Consider the following 13776-nt stretch of genomic DNA (forward strand, 5'->3'; position numbering starts at 1 on the left):
CGGCCGGCGCGGTCCGAGGGAGGCCCTGTCCATGACCCGTTACGCCGCACCCGGTACCGAGGGCGCGATCATGTCGTACCAGTCCCGCTACGACCACTGGATCGGCGGTGAGTTCGTCGCCCCGGCCCTCGGCCGGTACTTCGAGAACCCGAGCCCGGTCGACGGCCGTCCCTTCACCGAGGTCGCCCGCGGCACCGCCGAGGACGTCGAGCGGGCCCTGGACGCGGCCCACGCGGCGGCCCCGGCGTGGGGCCGCACGTCCCCGACCGAGCGGTCCAACGTCCTGCTGCGGATCGCCGACCGGATGGAGTCGCACCTGGAGGAACTGGCGGTCGCCGAGAGCTGGGAGAACGGCAAGCCGGTGCGCGAGACGCTGGCGGCGGACATCCCGCTGGCCGTCGACCACTTCCGCTACTTCGCGGGGGCGCTGCGGGGCCAGGAGGGCGCGCTCAGCGAGATCGACGACGACACCGTCGCCTACCACTTCCACGAACCGCTCGGCGTGGTCGCGCAGATCATCCCGTGGAACTTCCCGATCCTGATGGCGGTCTGGAAGCTGGCCCCGGCGCTCGCGGCCGGCAACGCGGTGGTCCTGAAGCCGGCCGAACAGACCCCGGTGTCCGTCCACTTCTGGATGAGCCTGATCGCGGACCTGCTGCCGCCGGGCGTGGTCAACATCGTCAACGGCTTCGGCGCGGAGGCGGGCAAGCCGCTGGCGTCCTCGCCGCGCGTCGCGAAGATCGCCTTCACCGGGGAGACCACGACGGGGCGGCTGATCATGCAGTACGCCTCGGAGAACATCAAGCCGGTGACGCTGGAGCTGGGCGGCAAGTCGCCGAACATCTTCTTCGACGACGTGTGGGCGGCGGACGACGACTTCCGCGACAAGGCCCTCGAAGGGTTCACCATGTTCGCCCTCAACCAGGGCGAGGTGTGCACCTGCCCGTCCCGGGCCCTGGTCCAGCGCGGCCACTACGGGGAGTTCCTGGAGGCGGCGGTCGTCCGCACGGAGAAGATCGTGCCGGGCCACCCCCTGGACACCGACACGATGATCGGCGCCCAGGCCTCCAACGACCAGCTCCAGAAGATCCTCTCGTACCTGGACATCGGCCAGCAGGAGGGCGCCAAGATCCTGACCGGCGGCAGCCGCGTCGAGTACGACGGCGAGCTGGCGGGCGGCTACTACGTGCAGCCGACGATCTTCGAGGGCGACAACCGGATGCGGGTCTTCCAGGAGGAGATCTTCGGCCCGGTCGTCGCGGTCACCTCCTTCACCGACTTCGACGACGCGATCGCCACGGCGAACGACACGCTCTACGGCCTCGGCGCCGGCGTGTGGACGCGCGACGCCAACACCGCGTACCGCGCGGGGCGCGCGATCCAGGCGGGCCGCGTCTGGACGAACTGCTACCACGCCTATCCGGCGCACGCGGCGTTCGGCGGCTACAAGCAGTCGGGCATCGGGCGCGAGACGCACAAGATGATGCTCGACCACTACCAGCAGACGAAGAACCTGCTGGTGAGCTACTCGCCGAAGAAGCTCGGCTTCTTCTAGGGGTACAAGAAAGGGCGCCTGACCTGGGCTTTTACCCAGGCAGGCGCCCACCGGTCCCGTCGGCCAGCGCGAGATGGGTCATGCGGTGCAACTCCCAGTCTTTCCCACCGCCATCCCACTCCTGACCAGCTCTTCCGGTCTATTTCCGGTCCAAGTCCGGTCCGGCTGAGGGGGTGGCACCCCGACTGACACGGTCGGACAAGCCATGACCGAAGCGGCATGCGCGGGCGCTCGGCGAAGCCCTTCGGACGCTCCGCCGTCCCTTGTCGCCGTCCCGTCGCTGAACGCGACTCACAGCAATGTCGTGCTGGCAGACGAAACCCGCAAGGTGGGCTCCCTGCGCCGGCATTGTCCGGATCAGGTGATGGAGGTCGTCTTCCGGTCTCACAGACCTTCCAGCCTCTCAGCCCGACCGTCGACGAACGCCCCGCGCGGAGCCTCCGCCCGTCACCCGGGGCCATCCGGTCGAACTCCCTCGCTTGCCCTGCAGGCCAATTTCCACGGTACTCCCGCCCCCACCCGGCACCAAGGCCGAACGGCCCCGTCGCTGCCCCGACGACCAGGCTGAATCCGCCTCGGCGAATCCGCCATGTCCCCGACTGCCCACTCCCGGTGGCCGCTGTCCCACCGTTCCTTCGCGAGCGGGCGGAACGGGACGGGAGCGCCACTGCCGGGCCACAGCGGACGGCGGCGACCGAGTCGACGGCGCACACGGACCGCGTCCGACCGCCGCCCCGCATTGGGCCGGGCGGCCCATGTCCAACAGTCTCGGCCTCGTTCACGCTGGAGATACGGACCCCGGACGAAGAAGGTGGTTCCCGTCCCCACCAGAGGTCACCGCACCGACGGGCCCTGACAGCGGGCGGCTGTTCCGGCATGACTCGGCCATCCCCCCGGGACGAAAACCTCACCGTCCCCCTCAGAGGACAGGACTGGACATGAACGATGAGACGACGAACACGCCGACGCGTACCAAGACGTGGACCCTGCGCGTGGACCTCTTCGAGGAAGGCGACGTCACGAAGGTGCACGCCGTCCTCGACACCGGTGACAACCGGCTGGAGAGCCGCACCGAAGCCCACCGCAACCCGCACGACCCTCCCGCGCCCGAAATCGGCGACGAATACGCGGCAGGACGCGCCCTGGTCGACCTCGGCCACCAACTGCTGCGCTTCGGCACGGCCGATGCCGCCGCCAACGAACCGCCGCTGCAAGGATGACCGTCATGGCTGCGCCCCTCGGCGGCCGGCTGTCCGCTCATCGCGGCGGCGTCCGGCCCTCAGGGAGGGGAGGGTGCTCATAAAGCACGCAGGCGGCGGGGACTGCCATCACCGCCGGGCCCGGCTCGGAGACATCGGCCGACGAGTGGCCCGGCGCAGGCAACCGCCCGGTCCTACTCGCAGGGACCCGGCAGACCGGGCAGCCATGGCGCCAAGGTGCGTGGAGTCGTCGTCCCGTGCCGTCGACGCCGTGACTCTCGCCCGGCTCTGTCAGGTCATGGGCACCTCCCACGCCTTCCTGTTGGCACTGTTCACCGAGACATACGGCATCCCACTCCGTGTCTCCGCTGGGCAGCCGGCTCGGGCTCCCCGGGCCGGGGGTGGGCCGCCACCCACGACAACCCGCACGGAACACGATCAAGCTGCCGGGGCGGTGAAGCACCCGGACAATGGAAGAGGCGCGTTCCGGTGGTTGACCCGCGGCATCGAGGAAGGCGGTCGCCATGACCAGCATCACCCAACGCATCGCCACCCTGTTCCGGATCAAGGCGAACAAGGCGCTGGACAAGGCCGAGGACCCCCGCGAGGTTCTGGACGACTCCTACGAGCAGCAGCGCGAGATGCTGCAGAGAGTGCGACGTGGCGTGGCCGATGTGGCGACCAGCCGCAAGCGGGTCGAGCTGCAGGTGAACCAGTTGCGGCAGTCCACGGGCAAGCTCCAGGGCCAGGCGGAACAGGCACTTGCCATGGGGCGTGAGGATCTGGCCCGTGAGGCGCTGACCCGGCGTACGGCAGTGGACTCGCAGATCACCGATCTGGAGGGACAGCAGGCGTCGCTGAAGGACCAGGAGGAGAAGCTGACGCTGGCGGCGCAGCGTCTGGAGGCGAAGGTGGAGGCGTTCCGTACCCGTAAGGAGACGATCAAGGCCACCTACACCGCCGCCGAGGCCCAGACCAGCATCACCGAGGCGGTCACCGGCATCGGCGAGGAGATGGGCGATGTGGGCCTGGCAATGCAACGCGCGCAGGACAAGACCGAGCAGCTTCAGGCGCGAGCCGGTGCGCTGGACGAGCTGATCGCCTCCGGCGCGCTGGACGACGCCACGCTGCCGGCCGGCCGTGACGACATCCAGGCCGAACTCGAGCGCGTCAGCGCGGGAAGCGACGTGGAGACCGAGCTGGCCCGGATGAAGGCGGCGCTCCCGGCGTCCACCGGCCCCGCGGCGGTGGAGGGCCCCGAGGGGAAGGAGAGGTCATGATCACGCGGATTCTCGGCGAGGGCCAGTACGAGATCGCCGAAGAACACCTCGATCACCTCAATGAACTGGACTCCGCCCTGCAGGCGGCCGCTACCGCGGGCGACGAGGCGGCGTTCGCCTCCGCCCTGTCGGCCCTGCTGGACGCGGTGCGCAGCCTCGGCACACGGGTGCCGGACGAGCGGATCACTCCGTCGGAACTCGTACTTCCCGATGAGGGCACCAGTCTCGCGCGGGTGAGCGAGTTGCTCTCCGACGAGGGCCTGATCCCGGGATGAGTGTGTGATGCGCAGCCGCTTCGAGCCCGACCGGCAGCTGACCGCCCGCATGGTGGTCACGATGTTCCTGCTCGGGCTGGTGTACGTGGCGTTCATCGCCGCGCTGATCGTGCTGCTCAAGTCCGTCGTCCTGGTGGTCATCATCGCCGCGGCGCTGCTGGGCGTGCAGTTCTGGTACTCCGACCGGATCGCCCTGTACGCCATGCACGGCCGCCTCGTCACACCCGAGGAGCAGCCGCGGTTGCACGGGGTCATCGACCGGCTGTGCGCCACCGCGGACATGCCCAAACCCCGGGTCGCCGTCTCCGACATGGACCTGCCCAACGCGTTCGCCACCGGCCGCAACGCCGACAACGCCGTCGTCTGCGTGACCACCGGCCTCATGCGCCGTCTCGAGACCGAGGAACTCGAAGGCGTCCTCGCCCACGAGCTCTCCCACGTCGCACACCGCGATGTCGCCGTGATCACCATCGCCTCGTTCCTGGGCGTGATCGCCGGACTCGTCGTCCGCTTCGCCTTCTACTCCCAGCTGTTCGGAGGACGCGACCAGCGCGACCAGAACACCGCCGTCGTCTTCATGGCCGTGATGACGGTCTCCGCCCTCGTCTACGCCATCAGCTTCCTGCTCATCCGGGCCCTGTCCCGGTATCGCGAACTGGCCGCCGACCGCGCCGCGGCCAGGCTGACCGGAAAGCCGTCCGTCCTGGCGTCGGCGCTGACCAAGGTCAGCGGCGACATCGCCCGTATCCCCACCCGGGACCTGCGCACCGCGCAGGCGTTCAACGCGTTCTTCTTCACCCCCGCCCTCGGGCCCGGCACGACCGTGGCGCACCTGTTCTCCACCCACCCCACCCTGGAACGCCGTATCGAGGCACTCGCGGACATCTCCGCGCGGCTGGGCGAGGCAGGCGGCGAACCGCACGCCGGGGCGTGAGGAGAAGGAGCTGGTACCCATGGGATTCCTGGACGTCCTGTTCGGCCGGAGCAAGCCAGTGAAGCCTGACCTGGACCAGCTCTTCGGTCTCCCCTCAGCGGCGATCACCCTTCAGGCAGCCGTCGGCTTCACCCCGACCGGAGCGGGCTCGGTCTGCTTCGCCGCCATCGAGGGCGGGGCGTTCGCACAGGTCCAGCAGGAGGTACGTGCCCTCCTCGGTGCGGACTTCGAACGCGGTGACGCGCCGGTGGAGTTCAGCCGCGACACCTACGGATATTCGTGGCTGCTCTCCCGCCGCGACCCCGGCAACCTGACCAGCCTGGTCAACGACCTGCACGCGGTGAACACCGCCCTTCAGGACAGCGGCTTCGGTCCACAGCTGCTCTGCTCCCTGGTCACCTTCCACGACGCCGAGCTGCGTTCCCTCGCGCTCGTCTATCTCTACAAGCGCGGCACCTTCTACCCGTTCGCTCCGCTGCCCGGAGACAGGCGCGACAATCCGCTGGAACTCCAGGTCAAGGCTGTGATCGAGGACGATCTACGGATCGAGCAGGACCTGACCCGCTGGTTCCCGCTCTGGGGCGCCCCCGGCCTATGAGGGGCGAGCCTGTCCGATCGAGGAAGGTTCCCACGTGACAGAGGCCGATGCCCGTCCTGAGGGCTGGCCGCACCCCGACGGTGCAGTGCTGACGGCCGATGTCGCGGACACCACACGACGGCCATGGCTCCGGCCCGGTTCAGGTACGTCAACGGTGGGTCCACAGTGGTTCCACGACGGCCCATTCGCTGTCCCATTCGTCCAGGGTGGCGGCCTCGGTGCGCCGCAGGCGCAGGCCGACCACGCCGGCGGCGGTCAGGGCGAGCGTCCCGGCGACGAGGGTGCCGCCGGCAACGGCGCCGAACTGTCCTTCGGCCGTGCTGCGCGGGGCGCGGGTGGCCGCCCCGGCGTCGTCGACCCAGATCGTCTTCGTGGAGCCTTCGGCGGTATGGGGCTGGACGGGAACCTTGCCGGTGCGCAGTGTGCCGTCGGGGGCGCGCCAGGAGGCGTCGACGAGTACGGGGGGTGTGGCGAAGCGGGCCGCCGTCGACGAGCCGTTGGCGCGGGCGAGGGTGGTCTCGTGGCGGTGGCCTGCCTCGTCGCGGGCGGTTCGTGCCGCGTCGCTCCACATGCGGGCACCCGCAATCACGCCGCAGATCAAGGCGATGAGCGTGGCGAGGGCGAGGCCGACGTGCCAGCGGGTGCGGGTCCGGTCGCAGGGGCGGCGCAGGGAGTTGGCGTCCGGACCGGCAGGGTCGCCGTTGCGGCCGTCGTGCCAGGGCCGCTGCGGCTGCCCGGGGGGCGGTGTCGCTCCGTCGCGCATGACGGGCCTCCAGGTGGGACGGCTCCCACCGGGCCCGCACGGGCTCAGCGGGGTGCGGTGGTTTCGGCCCCGAGGGGTGGATCCGGGACCTGGCCGGGCTTCATGAGGCGGATTCCGCTTCGTCGGCTCCCCTTGCACGGGTCACGGGAACGGTGCGGGAGCGGCTCTCCTGGGGCTGCCGGAGGGCGAGGCTGACGGTGAGGACGCCGTCGGCGTACTCGGCCTTCACGTCCTCGGGGTCGATCACCTCCGGCAGGCGCACCGCGCGCTCGAAGGAGCCGTAGTGGATCTCGGAGTGGTCCTTCGTCTCGCTGCTCTCCTCGTGCTCGGCGCTGACCCTGAGCACGTCGCCGTCCACCGTGATCGTGATGTCCTCGTCCGGGTCCACGCCGGGCAGCTCCGCCTTGAGCACGTACCGTCCCTCGCCGCTCGTCACCTCGGTAGGGATGGCGTGCCATCGTTCGCTCCTTGCGTCGTGGATCCACCTGTCATCCCCACCCTGGCGCCCGTCGGCGCGCTCTCCGAGTGCCGGACGGGCCCGAGATGGGGCCGAACGGGCACGGCTTCCAGGGACCTACCGGCCCCTCCGGCGCACAGCTGCAACGTCACAGCGTTCCCGAGTCGGGTCACGTCGCGGCCCACATGCGCGGCAGGACGATCTGGGGTACTCCTCGAAGGAGAGGAAGGGGCGTGCTTCGGCCCTCGGTCGCCGACGCTTGCGCGTCCCTTCCTGCCGCGTCGTTCGAGAGAGTGAGGCAGTTGCCATGGAGCCAGTCGTCACGGTCGGCCTGGACGGCTCGCCCGAGAGCATGGCGGCCGCTCATTGGGCCGCCGACGAGGCGGAGCGGCGCAAGGTCACTCTGCGCCTGATGCATGCCTGGCCCATGCTCGCGCCCGAGCCGGTCCGCGCCGCATCAGAGATTGATCAGAACTACTGGGCGAAGCGGCTCGTGCACCAGGCGCAGGCGGAACTCCAGGCCCGCCACCCGGGCCTCCTGATCGTCGGCAACCTGGTCGCCGACGACGCGCAGGACGCCCTGCTGAAGGCGGCGGCCGAGTCCGAGCTGACTGTGCTGGGTTCGCGCGGCCTGACTTCCTCCGAGAGCTACTTCCTCGGCTCCGTCAGCATGGCCGTCGTGGCCCGGGCCACGCGGCCCGTTGTCCTGGTCCGTCCCGAGGCCCGCGAGCGGGGCTCGTCCCCCGACCCTCGTAGCGTCGTGGTCGCGCTGAAGCTGCACGGCCCCTGCGACGACCTGCTCGCCTTCGCCTTCGAGGCCGCCGCGGCCCGCGGGGTGCCCCTCCAGGTCGTCCACGGCCGAAGTCTGCCGCTCCACGCGCACACCCCTTGGGGCGTGGATCATGACGTCGCCAAGGAGATCACGGAGGAAGCGCGGAAGCAGCTGGCTCAGGTCCTTCGCCGCTGGCGCGAGAAGTTCCCCGGCGTGGAGCCGGTCGACGCGATCCGCCTCGCAAGCCCTGCCGAGGCTGTCGTGCGCGCTGCCGAGGGAGCCGATCTGCTGGTCGTCGGCCGGCGCACGCACCGTCCCGCCCTCGCACCACGCCTCGGTCCTGTAGCCCATGCCGCCCTGCACCACGCGCGCTGCCCTGTCGCCGTCGTCCCCCATGACTGAGCCGACCCCGCTGAAGGAGCTGATCGCGACGGTGCGCCAAGAGCACACTGCCACGCTCCGGCCCGGCGCCTCTGAGCCCGGCGTACTCCCACGGGCGGAGGTGCGCGAGACCCATACCGCGGTCGTGCTGTTCGTCGGCGATCATGCCTACAAGCTCAAGAAGCCGGTCGACCTGAAGTTCCTGGACTACACCACCGTGGAGGCCCGGCGGGAGGCGTGCGAGCGGGAAGTCGCTCTCAACCGCCGCTTCGCCCCGGACGTCTACCTGGGCGTGGGCGAGATCCGGGTCCCGGACACCGAGGCGCCCGAGCCGCTGGTGGCGATGCGCCGCATGCCGGCCGAGCGTTGCCTGTCACGGCTCGTACGGGAGGGCGCGGCTGTCGACGATGCCCTGCGGGCCGTCGCCCGACTGCTCGCCACCCGCCATGCGAGCGCCCCCCACACGCCGGAGGTGGACGCGCAGGGCACCCGGGGCGCCCTGTCCTCACGCTGGGAAGCGAGCTTCGCGCAGGTCCGTGCGATGGCCGGAGAAGGCCGCGTGCCCGAGGGTGTGGAGGAGGTCGAGCGGCTGGTCCGCCGCTATCTCGCCGGACGTGAGCGGTTGTTCGACATGCGCATCGAGCAGGGCCGGATCGTCGACGGCCACGGCGACCTGCTCGCCGAGGACATCTTCTGCCTCGACGACGGCCCCCGCGTCCTGGACTGCCTGGAGTTCGACGACCAGCTGCGCTTCGTCGACGGTATCGACGACGCCGCCTTCCTCGCCATGGACCTGGAACAACTCGACGCCCCGGAGCAGGCGGCATTCTTCCTCGCCCGGTACAGCGAGTACTCCGGCGATCCCGCACCCCCCTCTCTGCGGCACCACTACGTCGCCTACCGCGCCTTCGTCCGCGCCAAGGTCTCCCTGATCCAGGCCCACCAGGGCGCGCCCGACGCCGACCTCGCCGCACGGCGGCTGATCACGTCGACCCTGCGGCACCTGCGCGCCTCCGCCATCGGACTCACTCTGGTGGGTGGACTCCCCGGCAGCGGGAAGTCCACGCTCTCCGGTGCGCTGGCCGATCGTCTGGGCGTCACCCTGCTCAGCAGCGACCGGCTCCGCAAGGAACTCGCCGGCATCCCGGCGGACCGGCCCGCTGCCGCCCCCTACGGCGAGGGCCTGTACACACCCGAGTGGACCGCCACGACCTACGCGGCCCTGCTGGAACGCGCAGCCACCCTGCTGTCCCGCGGCGAGTCCGTCGTCCTGGACGCCACCTGGTCGAGCGCCGAACAGCGCGAAGCCGCCCGGCGCGTGGCTGAACGCACCAGCGCAGACCTCGTGGCCCTGCATTGCCGGGTCCCGGACGAGATGACGGCGGCTCGCCTGGAACACCGCGCCGCCGGACCGTCCGACGCCGACCTCGACGTGGCCACCGCCATCGCGGCGCGAGAGCCTCCGTGGACAGAAGCCGTCGTGATCGACACCAGCGGTCCCCTGGAGGCCACGGTCTCCCGAGCGCTGACAGCCGTACGCCCGCACGACACCGGCCCCCTCGTCTTCCGGCGCCCCTACATGGAGCCGGGCTAGCAGCGGAAGACACCGATGGGACCGACCCAGCACGAGTCACCCCATCGACCGGGAGAGCCCGCTCCCGTTCACCGCAAGAAGGAGACGTCATGACCGAGAACATCACCCCGAACGAGCACGGGAGGCTGCGCACCCTGGAGGCCCAGGTGCAGGTCCTGGCTCAGGCCGTCAAAGCGCTCGCGGAAGGGCTGGAGGAGATCCCCTCGGAGGACACCGACAGGGAGAAGCAGGCGGCTCGCGGCGCCCGGCTGGCACACGAGCTGCTCCTGTCCCAGGGACTGTAGGAACCAGGCCGATGAAGGTCTCCGAAGCGATGAGCCATCCGGCGGTGTCCGTGCCCACAAGGACACCGCTGAGACAGGTCGCCCGAGAGATGGCCGAGTACGGGGTCGGTTCCGTGATCGTCACCGAGGGCGACACCCTCCGAGGCATCGTCACCGACCGCGACCTCGCGCTGGCCGCTCTCGCAAGAAGTCTCGACGCGGACGAGATGATCGATTCGGTGATGACCTCGCCCGTGATCACGGTTGACGTCACCGAGGACATCCACGTGGCCTACCGAACCTTCCGCAGGTCCGGGTTCCGTCGCCTCCCCGTCCTGGACGGTCACCGGGTCGTGGGCGTCCTGACTGTGGACGACATGCTCATCGACGTCTTCCAACGGTTGGCCGACCTCCTGGGCCCGGTCGCCTGGAGCGTCCTGGAGGAACCACCCGGGCCGCCCTCCGCGGACCCCCGCTCGCGCGGGGCCTGACAGCGGGACGCCTGGTTGCTCATCCCTTGACGACCCCGAGCGGTACCAACCGGGCGACCAGCCGGGCGAGCCCCGCGCCCTCCGTGGCGACGGCCACGGTGTCGACGTCCTTGGAGGCGTCAGGCGCCTCCTCGGCAAGCGCACGCCGGCTTCGGCCGTACAGCGATGCCGTGCGATTCCAGCTCCTCGTGCAGTTGCTCGCCGCGGACGCGGCGCAGCGCCCGGTGGCGGCTCCAGACGCTGCCGGCACCGTGGGCGGAGGACCAGAAGGCGGCGTTGCCGACGACGCCGGCCATCACGTACGAGGCCGTGCCCATGGTGCCGGGCACAAGCACGGGCTGCCCCACCTCCGCCAGGTCGTCCGGCAGCTCCGGGTGTCCGGGCGGCAGAGCCCGGGTGGCACCCTTGCGGTGGACGCACAACCGGCGCCGTACCCCGTCCACATCGTGCGTCTCGATCTTCGCCATGGTGCGGGAGACGTCGTGGACGAGGTCGTGGCGCGCCCCTGCGACGACGGTGAAGGCGTGGCGCGCGGCCTCGGTGAGCAACTGGCGGTTGGCGCGTCCGTAGTTGGCGGCGGCCATCGCCCCCAGATAGGCGCTGCCCGGCGTGGAGACGGCGGGCGCGCAGGCCAACTGCCGGTCCGGCAGCTCGATGCCGAAGGAGCGCAGGGACCGGTCCATGGCATGGACGTGGTCGCTGCACACCTGGTGCCCCAGGCCGCGTGAACGGCAGTGGATCATGACGGACACCTTCAGGAGCCGCATCCGTGGGGCCAGCGGGCCGCGGTCGATGCCGGCGGCGAGCAGCCGTACGCCGCACGAGATGTCGAAGCCGACGCCGCCGGGCGAGATCACCCCGTCGGCATCCATGTCCGGGGCGGCCACCCCGCCGATCGGGAAGCCGTACCCCCAGTGCACATCGGGCATGGCGTACGACGCGCGGACAATGCCCGGCAGCGTCGCCACGTTCACGACCTGTTCCAGAGCCTTGTCCCCCGCCGCCTGCGGCAGCAGCTCCCGCGTCGCGAAGACGACCCCGGGCACGCGCATCGGTACCTGCCGCTCGATGCGGAACCGGAACGGGGTCTCCTCGACCAGGGTGATGTCCATGCCCGCCACCTTCTCTTCGCGCCACGCGGGCGGCCCCGGACGCCGCCCCTGAGTGCGCATCCACACGTCGAGCGTCACCGAGCAGGTCCAGCCGTCCTGCCCCCGGTTCAGCGCCGGTCCCTGCAGCGTGACGGCCTTCGGGGCGGCACCCGTCACCGGAAGCGACCCGGCGTCGGCCATCTGGAAGACGCCCTTCACGCCGCCGTCGACGGGGGCGAGTTCCACGTCGACCGGGACCTCGCCCTCCGTGTCCAGCCGGTAGACGGCCTCGTCCAAGAGCGCGACCAGCACGTCCTCGTCCCGCTCCGCCCGTATTTCCACGTCCCGCCGGCGGACTCCCGCCGCCCCCGTCAAGTCCGGGAATGACGCGCAGACGCCTCGTACGGCCTGCACCAGGCACTCCTCCCGGGTGGGGGCCCGTGCCTCCACCCGGGAATCCGCCGTATGCGGCACATCGCGAAACCCACTGCGGCCAGCTGCGGGGTCCGGTCCCTTCACGCGCCTGTCTCCCTCGCGCGTCGCGTCCAGCAGTCAGGGAAAGGCCGTGCCACGGTAGCCCCGCCGGGGCGGCAGCCCGGGCAACACCGTGCCGGCCTGGGGACGCCGGTCCGCCGGCTCCTCCCGCACCGGGTGACCGGCCAGGGCCGCGACGATGTCGGCCGCCGTCAGCACCCCGGCAAGATGCCCGTCCTCGGCCAGCACCGGAAGGGCATCCGCGCCGGTGTACGTCATCATGTCGACCGCGTGGCGTACGGTCTGCTCCACGTGCACGAGCACCGGCCCGTGGCCCCGAAGGAGTTCATCCACCCGCGCCTCCGACAGCGAAACGGCGGGAGCACCACACGCGACCGCCACATCAGCCCTCTCCAGCAAACCGGCACAGCGACCGTCCGGACGCACCACCGGAAGGCGACGGCACCCCGACCGTTCCAACAGCTCCCACGCCACGAGCACCGTCTCACCGACGTCGACCGTGACCACGGCGGAGCGCATCACCGCGCCCACCGTCCGCGCCAGGACCTCCTCCTGCTCTTCCACGATCGCCTCCTCGGTCACAGGGGCCGGACTGCGGCTGCCCGCCTCCGCAGGGCTCGCCCGGAGGCGGGCAAGTCACCCCGAGTGGGGTTCAAGCGGTTCGGACTTCCGCACAGTTGACGCCATGCCAGCAGGCGCGACCCCGCAGCACCGATCAGCCGGTCGGCTGGAGAAAAATTGCTTGGATGTCGTGTGGGAGTCGCTCCTGTGCAGCCTCCAGGTGTCCGGGCGAGACGTGCTCGCGTACGACGCCGGTGACGACAGGAGCGATCCGGGGCACTTCCTCGGCAGTGACCTTGACCTCCTGGACGGAGCGGTAGACGCAGCCTTCGCGGTCGTACTTGACCGGTACGGTGCTGGGATCCCAGCCGTCGTAGTACGCGCCCCGCAACAGGTCGGGGAGCTGGGCGGCGAAGTGGGCGGCCACGTCGCCGGTGAGTCGGTCGCGGAGCGTGTGCAGCACGGGTCGAACTCGGCGGCCTTCCTCTGCCTGCCTACGGGCTCCATGCTATGGCGGCCGGAACGGGTCGGCAGCCGCAGCACCACACGGCGGCGCAGGCGCCTGGGTGCATCGGGGCCGGTGGGCGAGGCGGGGCTGGGTGGCGCCGCCCGAGCATGGTCTTGTGCCTGTCCCTATGGACGGACGACCTCCTGATGGTCCGTGCTCGGTGGCCCGTACCGCACACGGCGGGGTCACCCCACGGTGCAGGGAGGGAGAACCGCGCGCGGCGAACCGGACGTGCGGGTGATGACGGCCCTCCCGATGCAGAGCTTCGCCGGGCCGTTCATCCGGCTGCGTACGGACCGGCACCTGGGGCGCGGCCGGATCGTGCTGCTGGCCGGAGGCACCGGACAGCCGTAAGTCACGGCCGACTACGCAACGGTGCATCGATCCCTGGAGCTGTCGGCCGATGCGCTGCTGGTCGCCAAGCGCGGCGCCGAAGGCGTCCACGACAGCGATCCGAAGACGCATCCGGACGCGAAACGGTCGGCGAGGGCTCCGACGGCCTGGGCGGCTCACGCAGCGGGCCGATCGGCCCTTCCCGGGGGCTGACAGGTCCGCCTAG

13 protein-coding genes and 2 pseudogenes are annotated in these 13776 nt (G+C 70.8%); 10 read left to right on the forward strand and 5 right to left on the reverse strand.

Annotation, left to right across the window (positions count from 1 at the left end; translation table 11 throughout):
* Positions 1 to 31: 31 nt before the first annotated feature.
* The 6 genes from exaC (at position 32) to pspAB (ending at position 5841) form a co-directional block, all read left to right on the forward strand.
* Entirely contained in the window at positions 32 to 1555 is a 1524-nt protein-coding gene (exaC, locus tag ACE1OA_RS02620) for an acetaldehyde dehydrogenase ExaC (RefSeq protein WP_361309942.1), read from the forward strand.
* Positions 1556 to 2493: 938 nt separating this feature from the next.
* On the forward strand, positions 2494 to 2775 hold the full coding sequence (locus ACE1OA_RS02625) for a dsRBD fold-containing protein (RefSeq protein WP_141297010.1): 282 nt from the start codon (positions 2494 to 2496) through the stop codon (positions 2773 to 2775).
* Positions 2776 to 3278: 503 nt separating this feature from the next.
* Entirely contained in the window at positions 3279 to 4034 is a 756-nt protein-coding gene (locus ACE1OA_RS02630; RefSeq protein ID WP_432752157.1) for a PspA/IM30 family protein, read from the forward strand.
* Positions 4031 to 4309: a PspA-associated protein PspAA gene (gene pspAA, locus ACE1OA_RS02635; RefSeq protein ID WP_432752158.1), complete on the forward strand. Its 279-nt coding sequence runs from the start codon at positions 4031 to 4033 to the stop codon at positions 4307 to 4309. Before ACE1OA_RS02630 ends, pspAA begins: the two co-directional genes overlap by 4 nt.
* Positions 4310 to 4316: 7 nt before the next feature.
* Complete coding sequence (gene htpX / locus ACE1OA_RS02640) at positions 4317 to 5243, forward strand: zinc metalloprotease HtpX (protein WP_432752159.1); 927 nt, start codon at positions 4317 to 4319, stop codon at positions 5241 to 5243.
* 19 nt (positions 5244 to 5262) lie between these two features.
* On the forward strand, positions 5263 to 5841 hold the full coding sequence (gene pspAB, locus ACE1OA_RS02645; protein ID WP_432752160.1) for a PspA-associated protein PspAB: 579 nt from the start codon (positions 5263 to 5265) through the stop codon (positions 5839 to 5841).
* A 148-nt stretch (positions 5842 to 5989) separates the two neighbouring features.
* On the opposite strand, the gene ACE1OA_RS02650 is transcribed toward pspAB, so the two are convergent.
* Positions 5990 to 6604 (reverse strand): Rv1733c family protein, encoded by a 615-nt coding sequence (locus tag ACE1OA_RS02650; RefSeq protein ID WP_432752161.1) that lies wholly within the window; start codon positions 6602 to 6604, stop codon positions 5990 to 5992.
* Positions 6605 to 6704: 100 nt separating this feature from the next.
* Positions 6705 to 7040 carry an Hsp20/alpha crystallin family protein gene (locus ACE1OA_RS02655; protein ID WP_386540337.1) on the reverse strand — a complete coding sequence of 112 codons (336 nt, stop codon included), beginning with the start codon at positions 7038 to 7040 and terminating at the stop codon, positions 6705 to 6707.
* Between the two features lie 328 nt (positions 7041 to 7368).
* Here ACE1OA_RS02655 and ACE1OA_RS02660 point away from each other — a divergent pair, with 328 nt between their 5' ends.
* The 4 genes from ACE1OA_RS02660 (at position 7369) to ACE1OA_RS02675 (ending at position 10562) form a co-directional block, all read left to right on the forward strand.
* The gene (locus ACE1OA_RS02660) at positions 7369 to 8235 is read left to right on the forward strand and encodes a universal stress protein (protein WP_384868922.1); all 867 of its coding nucleotides are present in this window, start codon (positions 7369 to 7371) and stop codon (positions 8233 to 8235) included.
* Between the two features lie 100 nt (positions 8236 to 8335).
* A complete protein-coding gene (locus tag ACE1OA_RS02665; protein WP_432754026.1) occupies positions 8336 to 9808 on the forward strand; it encodes an AAA family ATPase in 1473 nt (490 codons plus the stop codon).
* An 89-nt stretch (positions 9809 to 9897) separates the two neighbouring features.
* Positions 9898 to 10092, forward strand: a complete 195-nt coding sequence (locus tag ACE1OA_RS02670) for a hypothetical protein (protein WP_384868919.1) — start codon at positions 9898 to 9900, stop codon at positions 10090 to 10092.
* Positions 10093 to 10103: 11 nt separating this feature from the next.
* Positions 10104 to 10562: a CBS domain-containing protein gene (locus tag ACE1OA_RS02675; protein WP_384868916.1), complete on the forward strand. Its 459-nt coding sequence runs from the start codon at positions 10104 to 10106 to the stop codon at positions 10560 to 10562.
* Between the two features lie 19 nt (positions 10563 to 10581).
* On the opposite strand, the pseudogene ACE1OA_RS02680 reads toward ACE1OA_RS02675, so the two are convergent.
* From ACE1OA_RS02680 to ACE1OA_RS02690, 3 genes and pseudogenes are all read right to left on the reverse strand, one after another.
* Positions 10582 to 12172 (reverse strand): annotated as a pseudogene (locus ACE1OA_RS02680) (archease).
* 33 nt (positions 12173 to 12205) lie between these two features.
* Positions 12206 to 12730, reverse strand: a complete 525-nt coding sequence (locus ACE1OA_RS02685) for a CBS domain-containing protein (protein WP_432752162.1) — start codon at positions 12728 to 12730, stop codon at positions 12206 to 12208.
* 133 nt (positions 12731 to 12863) lie between these two features.
* A pseudogene (locus ACE1OA_RS02690) lies at positions 12864 to 13178 on the reverse strand (DUF2267 domain-containing protein); the annotation flags it as partial.
* Positions 13179 to 13776: the final 598 nt, after the last annotated feature.

The sequence above is a fragment of the Streptomyces sp. JL2001 genome (genome assembly GCF_050917515.1).
Lineage (GTDB): Bacteria > Actinomycetota > Actinomycetes > Streptomycetales > Streptomycetaceae > Streptomyces.

What these genes read in the sequence shown, in the direction of transcription:
- exaC (WP_361309942.1), top strand. Translation starts at nt 32, where the DNA reads ATGACCCGTTACGCCGCACCCGGTACCGAGGGCGCGATCATGTCGTAC.
- ACE1OA_RS02625 (WP_141297010.1), top strand. Translation starts at nt 2,494, where the DNA reads ATGAACGATGAGACGACGAACACGCCGACGCGTACCAAGACGTGGACC.
- ACE1OA_RS02670 (WP_384868919.1), top strand. Translation starts at nt 9,898, where the DNA reads ATGACCGAGAACATCACCCCGAACGAGCACGGGAGGCTGCGCACCCTG.
- ACE1OA_RS02630 (WP_432752157.1), top strand. Translation starts at nt 3,279, where the DNA reads ATGACCAGCATCACCCAACGCATCGCCACCCTGTTCCGGATCAAGGCG.
- pspAB (WP_432752160.1), top strand. Translation starts at nt 5,263, where the DNA reads ATGGGATTCCTGGACGTCCTGTTCGGCCGGAGCAAGCCAGTGAAGCCT.
- htpX (WP_432752159.1), top strand. Translation starts at nt 4,317, where the DNA reads ATGCGCAGCCGCTTCGAGCCCGACCGGCAGCTGACCGCCCGCATGGTG.
- pspAA (WP_432752158.1), top strand. Translation starts at nt 4,031, where the DNA reads ATGATCACGCGGATTCTCGGCGAGGGCCAGTACGAGATCGCCGAAGAA.
- ACE1OA_RS02650 (WP_432752161.1), bottom strand. Translation starts at nt 6,604, where the DNA reads ATGCGCGACGGAGCGACACCGCCCCCCGGGCAGCCGCAGCGGCCCTGG.
- ACE1OA_RS02675 (WP_384868916.1), top strand. Translation starts at nt 10,104, where the DNA reads ATGAAGGTCTCCGAAGCGATGAGCCATCCGGCGGTGTCCGTGCCCACA.
- ACE1OA_RS02660 (WP_384868922.1), top strand. Translation starts at nt 7,369, where the DNA reads ATGGAGCCAGTCGTCACGGTCGGCCTGGACGGCTCGCCCGAGAGCATG.